A 15599-nucleotide genomic window follows, 5' to 3' on the forward strand; every position below is an offset into this window, starting at 1 on the left:
AACGAGTCAAGATGCCCCTAGCGCGTGACGGATTCTAGGTGCAGCTGACCGCCACCTTCGACCCAGACACCGCTCAGTTCGCTACTCGTTCCGGTAGCCACTGTTGACTGAAGCGGAACAATCAGCGGTACCTGTTCGTTGATTACCGACTGAACTGTTGCCCACTGTGCCTTACGGGCATCGGCATCTGGCTCAGCAAGCGCTCCAGAGAACGCCGTGAGGAACTCATCGTCAACCCAGTTGCACTCGCAACGCCCGGGAAGGTAGAAGTTGAGCGAATATGCAGGCTCCGGCGGAGTGGACTGGAAGTTAGGAACGATTTTTCCCGGGTAAGACTTTCCGGCAGGGTAGAAGTCGTCGACCCAGGTTCCGATGTCATTATTTTGGATGTCGAGGTTGATGCCGATCTCCTTCAGGCTGGCCTGCAAGATTTCGCCACTGGTGTTCCACTCGGGATAGGAACCAGCGATTCCCCACCAGACTAGAGTGTCGCCTTCGTTCACGCCCGCTTCCGCAAACAACTTCTTAGACATCTCCAGATCGTACGAGTAGTCCGTCAAGTCTGCGTTGAACCAGGGGTTGTTCTCGCTGAGTGCGTTGTTTGTGGGCGAAACGACGCCCTGACCGTAATAAGCGGCTTCGAGAATTGTTTCGCGATCAATCGCGTAGGCCAGTGCTTGGCGCGCGCGGACGTCGTTGAACGGGGCGGACGTAGTATCCATCTCCCACGAAGGCCACTGGCTTGGGCTCTCTGGGCGAACAATCGAAATCGACGACTCTCCCTCAAGCTGATCAACGTCACCAGCGGGAACTGACCAGAGCACGTCGAGGTCACCGGAGCGAAGCCCCGTTACGGCTGAGGTTGATTCAGCAGCGGTAACCAGCACGATTTCGTCGAGCGCTGGCGCTTCTCCGAAATAGTCATCGTTGCGCACGAGAGTGACTGAGTCATCGGGCGTGAAGGCCTCTACGGTGAACGGGCCGGTTCCGATCGGATCCTTGTCAATAGTGTCAAGAGAGTCAATGTCGAGAACCTTCACCCAGACAATTGCCGAGGGGAAAGTCGCGACTGGCTCATCAAGCGTGAACTGGACGGTAAGTTCGTCGATTGCCTCGACTCCGGACACCATCGAAATTTTGTTGGCTTCTTGAGTGGCAGTTTCTCCGTCGAGGTAATACTCGAAGCTTGCTACTACCTTTGCCGCGGTCAGCGCCTCACCGTTGGAGAAAGTGACGCCGTCCCGAAGCGCAAAGGTCCACGTCTTCTGGTCCGCCGTAGATTCCCATGATTCTGCGAGGTCGGGAACGATGTCGCCCTGTGAGTCAGTCTTCGACAGCCCGTTCCAGAGCAGCGGGAAGAGTACCTCTTCCCAAGCAAAGGTTCGAATAGCTGGATTGAGCTGTGGGATTCCTTGAGCCGCGGCGACGGTAATCGACCCGCCCGTTGATGCTTCGCCTGCTGGGTCGCCAGCGGCACACCCCGCGGTCAATACGAGAGTCGCAGCGAGAATTCCCCCCGCGAAAGCTTTTCTATTGAACATCTTTCCTCCACATCGTCCCGAACAGTGCCCGGGATGGGCATTTCGCTATAGCATGTAGCAAAACGGATCAGAAGTCCAGACTAAAAGCCCAATCGAACGATAACAAAAGGGTAATATCCGCTCGAGACCTTTCTCGCCGAGAAACCCAAGAGGAAGAAGCCGCAACTGTGAAAAGGAGTTCATCATGGTCCTGAATAATCTTGTCGACCAGAATATTTCCGAAAAGGTTGCGAACGAGGTCCGAGAAGCAATCCACGATGGCTCCTTATCCCCCGGGGAGCGACTCGTCGAACGCACGCTCGCGGCTCGTCTAGGAGTGAGCCACATCCCCGTGCGGGAAGCACTGGCGAAACTTGCCGAAGAGGGCCTAGTCGAACGAACTCCGCGCCGAGGTGCCCGCGTTGCGGCCCTAAGCCAAGAAGAACTTGCAGAAATTTCCACTCTGCGAATCGTTCTCGAGCAGTTCGTGTGTCATCGCGCGCAAGCGATGTGGAGCGACAAAATCGAGGGCCGTTTGCGCAAAATCGTCGACTCGATGATCGCCGCGGCAGAGGCGGGGGACGTCGATCGAATGTTCGCGCTCGACCGCCGGTTTCACGAAGAACTGTGGGAGATCGCGGATCACAAGCTTCTGCTCTCGATAGCCTCGCAACTTCGCGGCCGCATTAATGGCTTCCTTCGCGCGGCGAATGGAGCCCTCACGCCGGACGATCTCGTCGCGCACGCGATGTCTCACAATGACTTGATCGCCGCGTTAGCGTCTGGCGATCCCGAACAGGCAAGCAAGGCAATGGCCAGCCATATCGAGATCGCCGCTGATCGCATCGACACCGTCGGCACAACGATAGAGAAGTAGTCGCACCGCGCTAGCGAACGCGGCGGACCCCAACTGGCCCACCCCCACACAAAGGAAAGAAATCACCGATGAAGTTCGCACGCCTTGGCCCCATTGGCTCAGAGATTCCGGTCCTAATCGCCAACAACGATACGTACGATCTTCGGTCGATTACCGAGGACATTAACGGCGCGTTCTTTGACGCTGGTGGCATCGAGAAGGCCAGAACGGCATTAGAGACGGAAGCCCTAGCGCCACTGCCCGACTCTGGGAACCTGCGAATCGGCTCCCCCATCGCGCGCCCCAGCGCGGTCTACTGCATCGGCATGAACTACGCAGCCCATGCGGCCGAGTCAGGGTCGGCGCCGCCAGAGGTTCCGATCCTCTTCCTCAAGGCCCCCAATACGGTCGTGGGGCCGAACGATGAGGTTACGATCCCCCGCACAAGCGTCAAAACCGATTGGGAGGTCGAGCTGGGAATCGTTATCGGGCAACGCGCGCTCTATCTTGATTCTCCAACGCAAAGTCGGAATCACATTGCAGGGTTCGTCACCGCCAACGACCTGTCTGAACGAGACTTCCAACTCACCGTCTCCGGCGGCCAGTGGAGCAAAGGAAAATCAGCACCCGGCTTCAACCCGACCGGCCCGTGGCTCGTCACTCCGGAAGAAGTCGACTACAACAACCTGCGCTTGCAGAGTTGGGTCAACGGCGAGCCACGGCAAGACTCGACGTCTGCCGACATGATTTTCTCCGTGGATTTCCTGATCTGGCACCTCAGCCAATACTTGGAGCTCGAGCCTGGCGATCTGGTTCTTACCGGTACCCCGCAGGGAGTCGCTCTATCGGGAAAGTTCCCGTATCTGACTGCGGGAGACGTCGTTGAGATAGAGATCGAAGGCCTCGGCCATCAAACCCAGAGTTTCGTGAGCGCCTAAGACACGCCCGTCGCGTCTTGGGCTGCGCACGCTGCTTCTCGATCGCTCTCAGCGCGCAGTCACCTTCTGCGCCGAGTCGTGGCCGCGCGGCCACGAGTGCCCAAACTGTTTCCACAGCAGAGGCAAGAGCACGGCCGCCGCGAGCACGAGCACACTTCCGAACACGAAGAACACTGTCGGCGCATCCGTTGCTGTCGCGAGCAGTCCGGCGAGCCCCGCGCCGATGGGCAAGGCAAGACGGGCCATCACCAGGTAGGTGCTGCTGACTCGTCCGAGCATGTTCGTCTCAACAGCGGCTTGCCTGATGGTGATCGTCATGACGTTCCAAAGCGTGACCGCTGTTCCGTTGAACGCGAGCAACAGAGCGGCAAGCCAGAGCTCGCGCGTCCACGTGAGGGCGATGATCGAGGCACCGCTCACGAGCACGGCGGTGAGCCCAGCACTCGGCGCCCCTAGCTTTCGGATGACCCTGATCGCGACCCGAGCGCCGACCAGGGAGCCGATAGCTGACAGAGCCAACATGATCCCGAATCCGATCTCTCCAGATTCGAGGTCCCGTAGTGCGTAGATCGCGGCGACTCCCCAAAATGCTCCGGATACTCCTGCCCACACTGCCAACAGCAACGCCATGACGCCGAGCAGCCGGGAATGAGTCACGACTCGGATGCCGTCAGCTAGTTCACGGGCGAACTGACGGATGCCGCCTCCCGCATGTTCGCCCGCGCGCTCGCCCGGCGCACCCCCATGCTCAGGCTCACGCTCAGACTCGTGCTCAGAATCGCTCTCCCACCCGCCGAGCGAGAACATCGCCAGTGCCGCTGCGGCCAGTAACAGCGCGTTCGCGACCACCGGCAATGGCTGGGCTACGGCAAAAAGGATCCCACCTAAGGCCCGGCCGACGAACATTTCGCCAATGATCTGGCCTGATTGCAGATCAGAGTTGGCGCGGCTCAGGTCTCTGGCAGGCACGAGTCGTGGAAGCATCGCGTGGGCTGCAGGATCAGCAACAGCCTCCCCCACGCCGTAAAGAAAGGCTGCCGCACACAACATTCCGATGCTGAGTTCCCCGAGCGCGATTGCCACCGCGACGACGGCCAAAACCGCTGCGCGAATGATTTGTGAAAACGCGATCAGTCGTCGCTTGCGCACCCGATCTACGACCACCCCGGCGATCTGGCCGAAGAGCAGCGCCGGCACATAGGTGAAAACGGTCACTAGCGCGATCAGCGCGGGGTTCTGAGTCATTTGTGTGGCCAACAACGGCAGCGCGACGAGACGGATCCCATCGCCGATGTTCGTGGCGGTTAGCGCGCTCCACAAAACCCAGAACGGTCGTCCGAGCTGCGATGGGGAGTCCACGTTCAGATCGTCATCCGGCGGCTGAACTGAAAGTGAAGGCACCAAGAGTGACGACGTCGCCCGCGTCGGTCTCGAGTTCGCGGATGGATTCCAGCGCACCTTCCAGCAGAATGATCGCCTTTTCAGTTGCTGCGGCATCCAGTCGCACGGAGGAGACGAACAGCCGTTGGGCCGCGCGTGATTCCATCTGCGACGCTAGCGCCCGAAGCACTGCGGGTCGTGAGCTCGGCGTCGTGATTGCTGGATCTCCCGCGATCGATGCGGCGCTCAGCGCCCAGAGTTGCTGGCGCCCGCCTCGAACGCTGCGTTCGCCCGATTGGCGCACGATCGCTGCACGCTCAAGCACCCGCAAATGGTAGCTAACGCTGCCTTTGCGGAGTCCCAACTCGGTCGCGAGGTCAGCCATGGTCCACTCGCGATCACGCAGCAGCCTGAGCATGTCGAGGCGCACAGAATTGGCGAGCGCACGGAGGTCGGCGGTGCCTGCGAGGTTGTCGTTGGTGGCGTTCGTTGCGGTGCCAGATGCTTCATCGTTGGGGTTCGTCACGTACTTAGTGTCAACGACTCTTGACCCTAATGTCAACACCCGCACAGCAGGAGAGCGCGGCGGCAGTGAACCACTGCAGAACAGAGTTTAGGGAACGGCGTAGGCCTTCAACTGTTTCTCTAGCGAAGCCGAGATGACGCCTGAGCCGCCCAAGACCACAATCCGCTGCGGCTTCAACCGCACCAACTCAGCCTTCACCACCGCCGGAATACTCGACGCACTCGTCAACAACACCGGAGCACCAACCTTGCCCGCAACCGCAGCACCCGCCAAAGCATCCGGAAAATTCGAACCGTTCGCGACATACGCCACCGAAACCCCCGGCTCAAACGACGCCGCAGAAACAGCCGCCGCCGTCGCATAACGATTCGCACCCGCAAGACGGCTAACGCCACCCTTCGTAAAAGCACCCAACTGATTCAGCACCGAGTTCGAGACAACTCCCGAGCCACCTAAGACCACAATCCGCTGCGGCTTCAACCGCACCAACTCAGCCTTCACCACCGCCGGAATACTCGACGCACTCGTCAACAACACCGGAGCACCAACCTTGCCCGCAACCGCAGCACCCGCCAAAGCATCCGGAAAATTCGAACCGTTCGCGACATACGCCACCGAAACCCCCGGCTCAAACGACGCCGCAGAAACAGCCGCCGCCGTCGCATAACGATTCGCACCCGCAAGACGCGTGACTACGGGATACACCCGAACGAACCACGGCGGCGATTCAGCTCGCTCCGTGTACGGGGTTTCGTAAAGGACTAGTCTCCACTCCGTGTCTTCGGTCTGGACGGGAAAGTGATAGCCCTCTGAGAGTCCGGTCCCGCCGCGATAGAGCCCGTGCAGGGCCCACGCCCCATTGACCCGTTTCTCTAGCCCCACCATTTTTCCCGTACGTTGCGGAGTAGTAATCGAGACATAGATGTCTCCGGCAGATTCTCCCGATCGAATCCATCGATCTTTGTCCTCAATCGGATCAACCTTGGTTGGCGACTTCACGACCTTGACGGTAATCGTCGCGCTAGTTGCACTGGAGAAGTTCCAGATAGTCCGCTCTTCGCCTCCGTTTGCACCAACGAAACCGCCGCCATACTCGGCGCTTTCCGCTGGAGTGAATAGGCGAATCTTGTAGGTGCCAGGGAGAACTAGCGGCGTGCCCAAATGCGACGACAGAACCGCCAGCACATCCATTTCTCCATCTGCGTCATAGCACTGTTCTGCGAGCGGCAGAGAAAAGTCCGTGATGACCTGCACTTTTTCGGCGGTAGTTTTCCAGACGCTGCCATCCCACACTTGCGCCTCTAGGAAACGACGGCACCCCGGAGCCCTCACCGTGAGATTCGGGTCCCAGGCGTAAGGGTCGGTCTCGAACACATACGCATCGGCGCGGACGTAGCTGTCCAAGATCTCGTCTGCCCCGGTCGCGGGCGACGGGTTCACTATCGCGGGCGCTGCCGAAATCGCGACCACGGTCAGCAATGCCAGACCCCATCGAGAAAACCTGAACAACATCGACTGCGGCCTGCTATTCGATTCCACGCGTTGTGCCCCTCGCCGGTGAAGCCCTTAGACGCTGCGCGAGCACAGCAGGGAACCTTGGAAATAACTGTGAGTTATCCTAGCGAATCACGTCCTGCGAAAGCTACTAGAAATCCCCAGCTGCGGCGATACGTCACCGAGTGGCCACGCAGACAGGGGGCCAGCGAGACCGTACCGGGATAATCAGCGCCGCCGCGTGAACGCTAGCCACAAGTCACGGGCGCAACCGGATTGCGGCCGCGCTCCGCATCAGAGTGGGAAATGGCAGCCTGCAGCAATGACGTAAAGGTACGGCCCGTGCACTGCCGTTGTTGCCACGGCACAACCGATAGCCATGACACCAAGGGCGGCAATGGGGGCGATGGCCGTGCGGATCGATGGCGGTGTAATCAGGTGGCCGATGCGACTAGGACCTGCGGCGTGGAGGAGAGTGCCGACGGTGTAGCGATCCGGCTGAGCGGTGATGCCGACGTGTGGCTCCCCCAGCTTGAGCAATGCGCTCGCTAGCGCTGGTGTTCCTGCCGAGCGGCGAGCCGCGTCATCCGCTGCAATTTCAAGGTAGTGCGGCACCGCGTTGATGACGGCCGCCATAAGCGGTAACCAGCGCAGGGGCGCAACCACGACATCGAGGGCGGCATGGATGAGGTGGTGATGTCCGCGCACGTGCTCGCGTTCGTGGGCAAGAACCGCCACGAGTTCTTCCGTGCGGAGTGCCGCAATCAGGCTGTCGGAGATCACGATTCCGCCGTGGTGTTGCGGAAGGGAGTACGCGGTCGGACGCTGGTCTCGAATCACCAGCACCCGGTGCCCATGGAGGCGTGCACGTTGCGACCGCGCCGCAATGCCACGCGCGGTTGCTGTTGTTGTTCGCCCGCGACGCAGCCCGCGAACGACGGCGACAGCAACGAGCGCCGCCAGAGTGAGAGCGGGTAAGAAGATGAGAATTGCCGAAGGGATGACGGTGGCGACCACGCCAACAGAGGGGAAGGGCGTGGCCGCAGCGATACAGCGTTGACAGATTCCAGCGACAGTCTCCGGCAGAATGGCGGGGCCGGTGAACATCCACGCCAGCATGAGGCTCAATGCGGCCGAGGCCATCAACCAGAGCACGACGGCGCCGAGCAGCAGCGCGATAGCTGCGCGGGGTGCCCGCATGAGGGCGGGAGCTGCTGCCTGCACGAGCTTCGGTCCGGCCAGCATCGTCACGACGAGTGTTGTGGCGAGCAGGATAGGCAAGAGGAATGCGGTCACGCGAGTTTGTCCTGCTTGGCGAGGTAGTCACGAAGGAGTTTGAGGTCGTTCGGGTCGATCGAATCGACAAAGTGCAGAATCGCAGTGGCACGATCGCGACTGGTGTCGAGGGCGACCTCCATCAGGCGCGCCGTGTGTTGCTCGCGCGTACAACGGGCCGCATATTTCACGGCTCGACCTTCGCGTTCGGAGACGACAAGCTCCTTGCGGTCAAGGTTTCCCAGAACCGTGGCAATGGTTGTATAGGCGTGCTTTTCGCCGAGGCGCGTGATGACGTCGCGGATGCTCAGCGGCCCGTCATCCCACAACGCATCCATCACGTGCTGTTCCAAACTGCCCAGGGGCAGCGGTCGGCACTGTGGCTCGGAGCGATTTTCGGCACTCATGCGGAGACCGTCTCACGAGGGAGGGTGACAGGGCAGGTGACTTGACCACGTAGTCGCCACACCATTGCCACAGCGGTGAAGATGAGCGCGCCTCCCGCCAGAAATGGCTGGAGCGGCGCAAACCAGGTCAGTGCGCCCGTGTAGCCGAGGGCGAGCAGGGCGATCTTGTTGCAGACCGGGCATCCAACGGCGAACCAGGCGAGCATTCCGCCGGTCAGGGCGAAGCGTCCGGTGCGGCGTTCTTCGCGGTCGGCTGAGGCTGGCATTGCGACCGCTTCTTCAGTATCCGCTGTGTCTGAGTCGACGCTCGCCGCGCGCCCGTAGGGGCGGACATAGGTGGCGATAAGAATGCCCGACATCACAGAAGTGACGATCCACACGGGGTAATTCCACCAGACCGGCGGAATCTCGCGGGTGAAGAGGGTGTTAGGGATGAGTACCGTCGCGATACCGATGACTACGCCGACCGCAATCGTTGCGAGTGCTGCGGCGAAAATCTGCCGCGGTGTCCACACCCGGAGCGCCTGCCCGGCGAACGCTAGAGACTCTTTTGACGCGACAAGCCAGCGATGGGTGAAATTCATACTTACCACTATGCCCGATTGGTTACTATCCTGCATAGTCGACTAGGTTGGGGAGTTGATGTTGCTCCGAAAGGAATATTGATGAGTAAACAGGCAAGCTCCACCGGCAGAAAAGATCGCGGATTTCGCAGCTGGTTGGTTCCTATCGGCATCGTCGTGATTTCCGGTTTGCTCCTCACCATTGTGATTCTGCAGTTACGACCAGATCAGACTCCAGCCGGTACGGTCGCTGAAGCCGGCGACAGCAGCACCGCCCCTTCTGAGCAGCCTGACCTCACGCAGCTCGAGTATCGCGACCCCGCCGATGTGCAGGCGACTGGCCCAGCCGATGCCCCGATCGGACTCATCGTTTTCTCCGACTATCAGTGCGCCTTCTGTGCAAAGTGGACACACAACACGCTGCCGACGATGATGGAATACGCCGATGCCGGAGATCTTCGCATCGAATGGCGAGACATCAATATGTATGGGGAACCCTCCGAGCGCGCCTCTCGTGCCGCCCACGCTGCGGGTCTCCAATCACAGTTTTGGCAATTCCATGACGCGCTTTACCCCGGCGGCGTGCACTTGCCCGAAGCGGGACTCACCAAAAACGCACTCGTCGCGCTTGCCACTGAACTCGGCTTAGACGCCGAGCAGTTCGCTACCGATATGGACTCCCCCGCAGTCGTCGAAACGATCAACAAGCGTGCCGCGGAGGCACGCCAACTCGGCGTAACCGGCACCCCAACGTTCATCCTCAACGGGGTGCCAATTGTCGGTGCTCAGCCGACCGAGGTATTTGTGGACGCGATCGAAAATGCACTCACTGCAGCAGAAAACGGGCAATAGATGGAGATCGGTTTACTGACCGCGTTCCTGGGGGGAATGCTCGCGCTGCTGAGTCCATGCAGCGCGCTTCTCCTCCCCGCATTCTTTGCCTCCACCGTGGGTACGAAGATGCAATTGCTCGTCCATGGCGCCGTCTTCTATCTCGGGCTCGCGCTCACCCTCGTACCTTTCGGCCTTGGGCTGGGTGCGCTGGGTTCGCTTCTCGTCTCGGAGAGGGGCCTCATCATTGCGGTGACCGCGGTGGTGCTGGTAATTCTCGGTCTTGCGCAGATCTTCGGATTCGGATTCGACCTATCGCGGATGCTGCCCGGCGCGACCAAGCTGCAAGAGTCAGCATCCGCCCGTACTGGACTGTTTCGCACTCTCCTTTTAGGTGCGGTGGGTGGTGTCGCCGGATTCTGTGCCGGACCAATTCTTGGTGCGATCCTCACTCTCGCCTTCGGCCAGAGCAACCTCTGGAACGCTGGAGCGTTACTCGCCGTCTACGGGCTCGGGATGGTCGTGCCGTTGGTCATCATCGCGGCTCTGTGGCAGAAAATGAGCGCACGCGGACGGCGCGCGCTTCGCGGACGAACCTTCACCGTGCTCGGCCGCGAATTTCACAGCACCTCGGTCATCACCGGGACCCTCATCGTGGCGGTGGGTGCCCTGTTCTGGTTTACCAACGGGCTCGTCAGCCTGCCGAGTCTCATCCCGACCGACGTGCAGGTATGGATGCAGGAACGCGGAACCGTTCTCGCTAACCCCATCGTCGACATGGTGGCCATCATCGTATTAGCCGCTATCGCGCTGACGGTGTGGGGTGTTCGGCGTCGACGGAATGAGTCGGCGACACCGCAGGAATCAGCTTTCGAGCAGTCACAATAACGAACAAGATCAGCCCCAACCACAGTACGGGGATGACGAGGGCGTGCTCGCCCGATCCCGGGCTTAGGCCGCGGTGCGTCCGCGACCGACCACCCGGGCGCGCACGAGCAGTACGTACAGCTGGCATCCGAGGCAATAGTCGAAGACTGAGTTGAGGAACGCGGCGATGAACGCGAGACCCGCGAAGATGACGAGGGCGTACGGCACAGCCGCGAGGTGAAGCACGATGCCGATGACGGTGATGACGAAGCCGACACCCTGCGAGAACGTCGGCGGGCGCGGGTCTTCGAGGTGGCTCGGCACGCTCAGCCGCGGGCGAATTGCTGCCTTGAAGAAGAGACCGTAAGGGTGACGTTGGATGCCGACGAAAGCTCCCCACGCAAAGAGCGCAGCGATCACGGCAAAGAGAATGAATTCCGGCTGGCTGGCACGCTCGGCAATGGTGGCCGGGAGCGCTGCCGCGGCATCCAATCCGAGTCCGATCACGGTGAGCAACAGAACTGCGGTGATGCCGGCGCCGAAGCGAGGGCCGCGGGGGTCGATTCCGGCTTGCCCTGGCTTGGCAGCGAGGGCTGCCTTGGAGCCAGAGAGCTGAGTGGTTCCGGCGGAGCGGCTGTCATTCGTAGTCATTGGTGTCTCGATCTGTGTTGCTCCGTACCGGAGCGCTGTCTCAGGATGGATGGGTGCGGTGACTGGCCGTTAGACCAACACCGGGCCGAGCATCCGGCTCAGTTCGGCACGGAGGTCGTTGATCTTGGGGGCTCCGCCGATGCGTGCTTGCAGCACACCGTTGCCATCGAGGATGAACGTGGTCGGAGACTGCAACAGGTTGAACTGGTTGGCGATCTCGGGGCGCGAGGTGACATCCACGTCGACGTGAACGACTGAGCCGGTTCCGTCATCGAGGTCATCGGCAAGGGCGCTCAACTGTGTGCGGACCGTTGGGCAGATTGCGCAGGCTTCGGTGGAGAACTGAACCAGAGTGACGCGGCTACCGAACGAGGCAGCACCGGGAATCGTGATGCGGTTCTCTTCAGTTGCGGCGGTTGAGCTGGTGGTTCGAGTGTGCTTAATGCGGCCGGTTCGAGCACGCCAGACCAGGCCCAGCGCGGTGGCGAGTGCCACGAGGCCAAGAAGCACAGTCAGGGTTTCCACGGCGTTCACCTTTCAAGAGTATGGGGGCTTCTGTTGCGTCATCGTTTTGTGACGAGAAGTTACTCAGATGACAAGGCGAATGGGGCTTCGGATATTCCGAGAGGCGCCAAAAATGTGGCGCCTCTCGAAGTTGCAACGACTAGATGCTGTTGTGGTCCTTCACAGCAGCTTCCATGTCGGCGAGCCCGGGAGCCATCGCGGCATCAACGGCGAGCGGGTCAGAAGCATTGAGCTCCTGCATTCCGCGGCCGTCGGGGGCTGAGGCGTTGATCTCGTGCTCTCCGGCAGCGAGCCCGGTCATGACCTGAGCGACAACGTCGGAGACGGGGCGACGCGTCCAGTCTGCGTTCTGGGTGCTCATCATGGCGGTGTCGGTAGCGCCGGGGTAGACGGTTGCGACGTGCACGCCGGTGCCGTTCAGTTCGCGACGCATTGCTTCACCGAAGGCAGCAAGTCCCGTCTTGGTGGCGGCGTAGACGGCGTAGAACGGCATCGCGACGAGGGCGATCTCGCTCGAGATGTTCAGGATGAGGCTGCCGTTGGCCGCACCGCTGGTGCGAAGCTGCGGCAACAGTGCCTGCGTGAGCAGTACTGGCGCGGTGAGGTTGAGGTCGATCATCGCGGTGGCTTCTGCTGCGGTGGCTTCTTCGAGTCGTCCAGCACGCACGTTTCCGGCGTTGTTGACGAGAAGGTCAATGGTGTCCCACGACTTCACAGCGTCAGCGACGTTCTGCGCGCCATCCGCTTGCCCGAGGTCCTGAACCAGAATTTCGGATGTTCCACCGGCGTTTTTTACGAGGTCGGCAGTCTCCTGCAGCGTGGCTTCCTTGCGCCCGACGAGCAGCAGGTGTGCGCCCTTGGCAGCGAATTCGAGGGCGAGTGCTTGCCCGATTCCTTGGCCGGCTCCGGTGATGATTCCGCGGCGGTTGTTGAGATCCATTGTGGGGATCCTTCCTATTGTGGGGACGGGCCGCGAGGGCGACCCGGAAACAAACTCTCGTTCTGTACCGAACGGTACCATAAACATCTGGCCGCTCTCCGAATAGGTCGGTATTCTGTTCCTCACACAATGACGTGAAACGGAAAAGAGGAGCTCATGCCTTACTTCACCGTAAACAAGAACGCCCAGCCCAAATCCGGCGACCACGAAGTTCACGACTTGGCGTCAACCCGAGGCTGTCTGCCTAGCGTCGAGAATCGCACCGATCTCGGCGAGTTCGCCTCGTGCAGCGATGCTGTAGATGCTGCGAAGGGCCAGTACCCCCAGGTCAACGGCTGTTACTGGTGCGCCATCACCTGCCACACGACCTAACGCTGCTCGCATCGGTACTGTGTGAGGATGCCGAACCGCATCCTCATCTCTGGCCCCGTGTCGTGGAACAGCATTGTCTATCTCGACCACTTGCCCGCACCTCGCCCGCACATGCAGTTTGCGTTGGAAGATTTCGAGACCATTGGCGGCACCTCCGCGGGTAAGGCGCTGCACCTGGCCGGGCTGGGCCGAAAGGTCCGCTGCCTTACGACTGTCGGTGAAGACGCGGCTTCTAGCCGACTGCGCTCCGTCCTCGAGTCGGCCGCCATTGAGCTGGATTGCATCGTCGTCCCCGGCGGTAGCGAACGCCACCTGAATCTGATGACCCGCTCTGGCGAGCGAGTGTCGCTCTACCTGTCGACTCCCGCTTTCGTCGAGCCAGATGTTGCCCGGTTCCGCACGCTGGCCGACGGCGCGGAGGCGCTCGTCATGGACCTATCCGAAACATCTCGGTCGCTCCTCCCCGAGGCTGTGGCATCGGGCTTCCCCATCTGGACCGATCTCCACGATTACGATGGCCGGTCTGACTTTCACGAACCATTCGTTCAGGCGGCGTCGCACGTCTTCATGAACGCCGATGGGATGCCGGATCCCCTGCCCTTCATGCGCGCTCGAGTGAATGCGGGCGCCACCGTGGTGGTGTGCACGCTAGGCGCCGACGGAGCTATGGCATTCGACGCCGACGGACTCCACCGAGTGGATGCGGTGCCTGCCGAAATCCGCGACACAAACGGTGCCGGTGACGCATTCTTCGCAGGCTTTCTGCACGCAACGCTATCGGGCGCCGACACGGACGGGGCGCTCGCCTCATCAGCCTCGCAGGCGGTGGTTGCTCTCGAGTCGAAGCACCTTCATCCCTGCGTTGAGGGTTCGCTGCTCTAACTCGCGAGAGCCCAACTACCGCGGCGTCCGCGACCGCTTCAGCGCGAGCAGTGCCGCGCGGTCGAATCCGAAGGTACGGCGAGCAACAAAGCCGCCGATAGTTGTTCCGGCAGCCAGACCGAGCCCAGTTGCCAGCGCCATGACCATCGAGGGCAGCGCCTCGCTGACGCCGAACTCGGAATCCATGAGTGCGTAGATTCCGCGATACAGCGCAAGGCCGGGAAGCAGCGCGATGATGCCAACCATGTTGGTGGCGCCTTCTGGCACTTTCAGCCAACGGTAGAGAAGGTAGCTCACGACGCCGGCCGCTGTTCCGGCAATAGCAGGAGCAAGCCCGGGCGACGCCGCCAAGGGCAGCACGAACCAGTAGACGGCGTACACGAGGGCGGCACCCATCGCCATGATCGGGAGCAACCGCATCCGCACATAAGAGGCAAGGGCGAAGCCGACGGCGATGATGGCCGAGCCCACCATCCCCGAGATAACACTGCGGCTGTCCCCCAGCGAGTCTCCGATCGCCACCGGGATACCCAAGCGTAACGAGATGCTGAGCACGATCGAGATACCGACCGCAAGACCGAGGGTCATCATGATGACCTCCATGCCGCGAGCCGTGGCGGTGACGTAGTAGCCACCGATCGCGTCGCTGGCGGCAGACGTGAGGCCGACACCGGAAAGCAGCATGATGATTCCGGAGATCACAATCACGGTCGGGCTGTTAGATCCGGGAACATCGATCCCGATTGACCGCAGCCAAAACATGAACACCGCAATGACGCTAATGACGCCGGCTGCGGCCATCTGCGCGAAGAATGCGGGGACAGACAAACGTTCGAGACGACGCGTCAGTATGTCTGAGAGGGCGGCGGATATTGCAGCCACAAGAACCAGCACAAAGCTGGCGCCGAAGATCACAACAACACCTGCCGCGAGTATGCCCTTGCCGGCGGTGACGACCCAGCGTCGGTAGGGATGCGGCGTGGTGAGGATCGCGCCCAGCTCCTCGCGGGTCTCATCCACATCCCCTGGACCGTCGGGCCCAGTGATCACGTCGATGAGCCAGTACACGTTCTGCAGCCGCGTGTAGTCAATGGTGCGCACTTTCACAATGCGCATGATCGACATGGGGTCTTCGTTCATCCCCCGGTGTATCGAGACGGTGAGCGAGGTGAAGGTGATGTCGACGTGCATTCCGGTGACGCCATAGGCGTTGCTGATGCGTAACACGGTCGCCACGACGTCAGCGGCGGATGCTCCGGTCGCGAGCATCGCTTCGCCGGCGCGCAAACAGAGGTCGATGACCGAGCGCGCGTGACGCTGGGAGAGCTGATGTTCGCTTCCCGGCAACGACAAGAGTTGAGTGGGCGCATTGTTGGAGCGCAGGGCTCCTCCGGCCATAGTGATGAGGGATCGACTGATCCGTTGCTGGAATGCGCGTAGTCGATTGTTGCCCGTAGTCACGTCTCAAGGGTACGGGTACGGGCCCAAATCTTCTCCCAACGTGCGCGGTCACAACCGACACTAATTTTCTACCGGTTTTATCGCTCAAGGTTTATGCTGAATCATCGAAGG

17 protein-coding genes are annotated in these 15599 nt (G+C 60.9%); 6 read left to right on the forward strand and 11 right to left on the reverse strand.

The genetic code is table 11. The annotated features are described in order from the left end of the window. Positions 1 to 17: 17 nt before the first annotated feature. Positions 18 to 1541 carry an ABC transporter substrate-binding protein gene (locus tag FFT87_RS10655; protein ID WP_219948703.1) on the reverse strand — a complete coding sequence of 508 codons (1524 nt, stop codon included), beginning with the start codon at positions 1539 to 1541 and terminating at the stop codon, positions 18 to 20. 184 nt (positions 1542 to 1725) lie between these two features. Between FFT87_RS10655 and FFT87_RS10660 the strand changes: the two genes are divergently transcribed. Both FFT87_RS10660 and FFT87_RS10665 read left to right on the forward strand, forming a co-directional pair. Continuing rightward, entirely contained in the window at positions 1726 to 2397 is a 672-nt protein-coding gene (locus FFT87_RS10660) for a GntR family transcriptional regulator (RefSeq protein ID WP_255559652.1), read from the forward strand. 68 nt (positions 2398 to 2465) lie between these two features. Continuing rightward, entirely contained in the window at positions 2466 to 3314 is an 849-nt protein-coding gene (locus FFT87_RS10665) for a fumarylacetoacetate hydrolase family protein (RefSeq protein WP_219948704.1), read from the forward strand. A 48-nt stretch (positions 3315 to 3362) separates the two neighbouring features. On the opposite strand, the gene FFT87_RS10670 is transcribed toward FFT87_RS10665, so the two are convergent. The 6 genes from FFT87_RS10670 to FFT87_RS10695 all read right to left on the reverse strand — a co-directional run bounded on the left by FFT87_RS10670 (position 3363) and on the right by FFT87_RS10695 (position 8980). After that, on the reverse strand, positions 3363 to 4673 hold the full coding sequence (locus tag FFT87_RS10670; RefSeq protein WP_219948705.1) for an MFS transporter: 1311 nt from the start codon (positions 4671 to 4673) through the stop codon (positions 3363 to 3365). Positions 4674 to 4683: 10 nt separating this feature from the next. Continuing rightward, complete coding sequence (locus FFT87_RS10675; protein WP_219948706.1) at positions 4684 to 5220, reverse strand: transcriptional regulator; 537 nt, start codon at positions 5218 to 5220, stop codon at positions 4684 to 4686. Between the two features lie 87 nt (positions 5221 to 5307). After that, positions 5308 to 6690: a cell wall-binding repeat-containing protein gene (locus FFT87_RS10680; protein ID WP_255560147.1), complete on the reverse strand. Its 1383-nt coding sequence runs from the start codon at positions 6688 to 6690 to the stop codon at positions 5308 to 5310. A 318-nt stretch (positions 6691 to 7008) separates the two neighbouring features. After that, positions 7009 to 8010: a M56 family metallopeptidase gene (locus tag FFT87_RS10685; protein WP_219948708.1), complete on the reverse strand. Its 1002-nt coding sequence runs from the start codon at positions 8008 to 8010 to the stop codon at positions 7009 to 7011. Then, on the reverse strand, positions 8007 to 8396 hold the full coding sequence (locus tag FFT87_RS10690) for a BlaI/MecI/CopY family transcriptional regulator (RefSeq protein WP_219948709.1): 390 nt from the start codon (positions 8394 to 8396) through the stop codon (positions 8007 to 8009). Before FFT87_RS10690 ends, FFT87_RS10685 begins: the two co-directional genes overlap by 4 nt. Further along, positions 8393 to 8980, reverse strand: a complete 588-nt coding sequence (locus FFT87_RS10695) for a hypothetical protein (RefSeq protein ID WP_219948710.1) — start codon at positions 8978 to 8980, stop codon at positions 8393 to 8395. Before FFT87_RS10695 ends, FFT87_RS10690 begins: the two co-directional genes overlap by 4 nt. 81 nt (positions 8981 to 9061) lie before the next feature. On the opposite strand from FFT87_RS10695, the gene FFT87_RS10700 reads away from it, so the two are divergent. Both FFT87_RS10700 and FFT87_RS10705 read left to right on the forward strand, forming a co-directional pair. Next, entirely contained in the window at positions 9062 to 9811 is a 750-nt protein-coding gene (locus FFT87_RS10700) for a thioredoxin domain-containing protein (RefSeq protein WP_219948711.1), read from the forward strand. Next, positions 9812 to 10678 carry a cytochrome c biogenesis CcdA family protein gene (locus tag FFT87_RS10705; protein ID WP_219948712.1) on the forward strand — a complete coding sequence of 289 codons (867 nt, stop codon included), beginning with the start codon at positions 9812 to 9814 and terminating at the stop codon, positions 10676 to 10678. A 63-nt stretch (positions 10679 to 10741) separates the two neighbouring features. Here the strand turns inward: FFT87_RS10705 and FFT87_RS10710 are convergent, their stop codons facing one another. From FFT87_RS10710 to FFT87_RS10720, 3 genes are all read right to left on the reverse strand, one after another. Beyond that, on the reverse strand, positions 10742 to 11308 hold the full coding sequence (locus FFT87_RS10710) for a DUF4395 domain-containing protein (protein WP_219948713.1): 567 nt from the start codon (positions 11306 to 11308) through the stop codon (positions 10742 to 10744). Between the two features lie 69 nt (positions 11309 to 11377). Next, positions 11378 to 11833 carry a thioredoxin family protein gene (locus tag FFT87_RS10715; RefSeq protein WP_219948714.1) on the reverse strand — a complete coding sequence of 152 codons (456 nt, stop codon included), beginning with the start codon at positions 11831 to 11833 and terminating at the stop codon, positions 11378 to 11380. 139 nt (positions 11834 to 11972) lie between these two features. Beyond that, positions 11973 to 12773: an SDR family oxidoreductase gene (locus tag FFT87_RS10720; RefSeq protein ID WP_219948715.1), complete on the reverse strand. Its 801-nt coding sequence runs from the start codon at positions 12771 to 12773 to the stop codon at positions 11973 to 11975. Positions 12774 to 12929: 156 nt separating this feature from the next. Here FFT87_RS10720 and FFT87_RS10725 point away from each other — a divergent pair, with 156 nt between their 5' ends. Both FFT87_RS10725 and FFT87_RS10730 read left to right on the forward strand, forming a co-directional pair. Next, positions 12930 to 13145, forward strand: coding sequence for a hypothetical protein (locus FFT87_RS10725; protein WP_219948716.1), 216 nt, complete (start codon positions 12930 to 12932; stop codon positions 13143 to 13145). Between the two features lie 27 nt (positions 13146 to 13172). Further along, the gene (locus FFT87_RS10730; RefSeq protein ID WP_219948717.1) at positions 13173 to 14027 is read left to right on the forward strand and encodes a carbohydrate kinase family protein; all 855 of its coding nucleotides are present in this window, start codon (positions 13173 to 13175) and stop codon (positions 14025 to 14027) included. Positions 14028 to 14042: 15 nt separating this feature from the next. Here the strand turns inward: FFT87_RS10730 and FFT87_RS10735 are convergent, their stop codons facing one another. Continuing rightward, positions 14043 to 15488 carry a threonine/serine exporter ThrE family protein gene (locus FFT87_RS10735; protein ID WP_255559673.1) on the reverse strand — a complete coding sequence of 482 codons (1446 nt, stop codon included), beginning with the start codon at positions 15486 to 15488 and terminating at the stop codon, positions 14043 to 14045. Positions 15489 to 15599 lie beyond the last annotated feature (111 nt).

Origin of the sequence: Salinibacterium sp. M195 (genome assembly GCF_019443965.1) — a bacterium.
Taxonomy (GTDB): Bacteria; Actinomycetota; Actinomycetes; order Actinomycetales; family Microbacteriaceae; genus Rhodoglobus.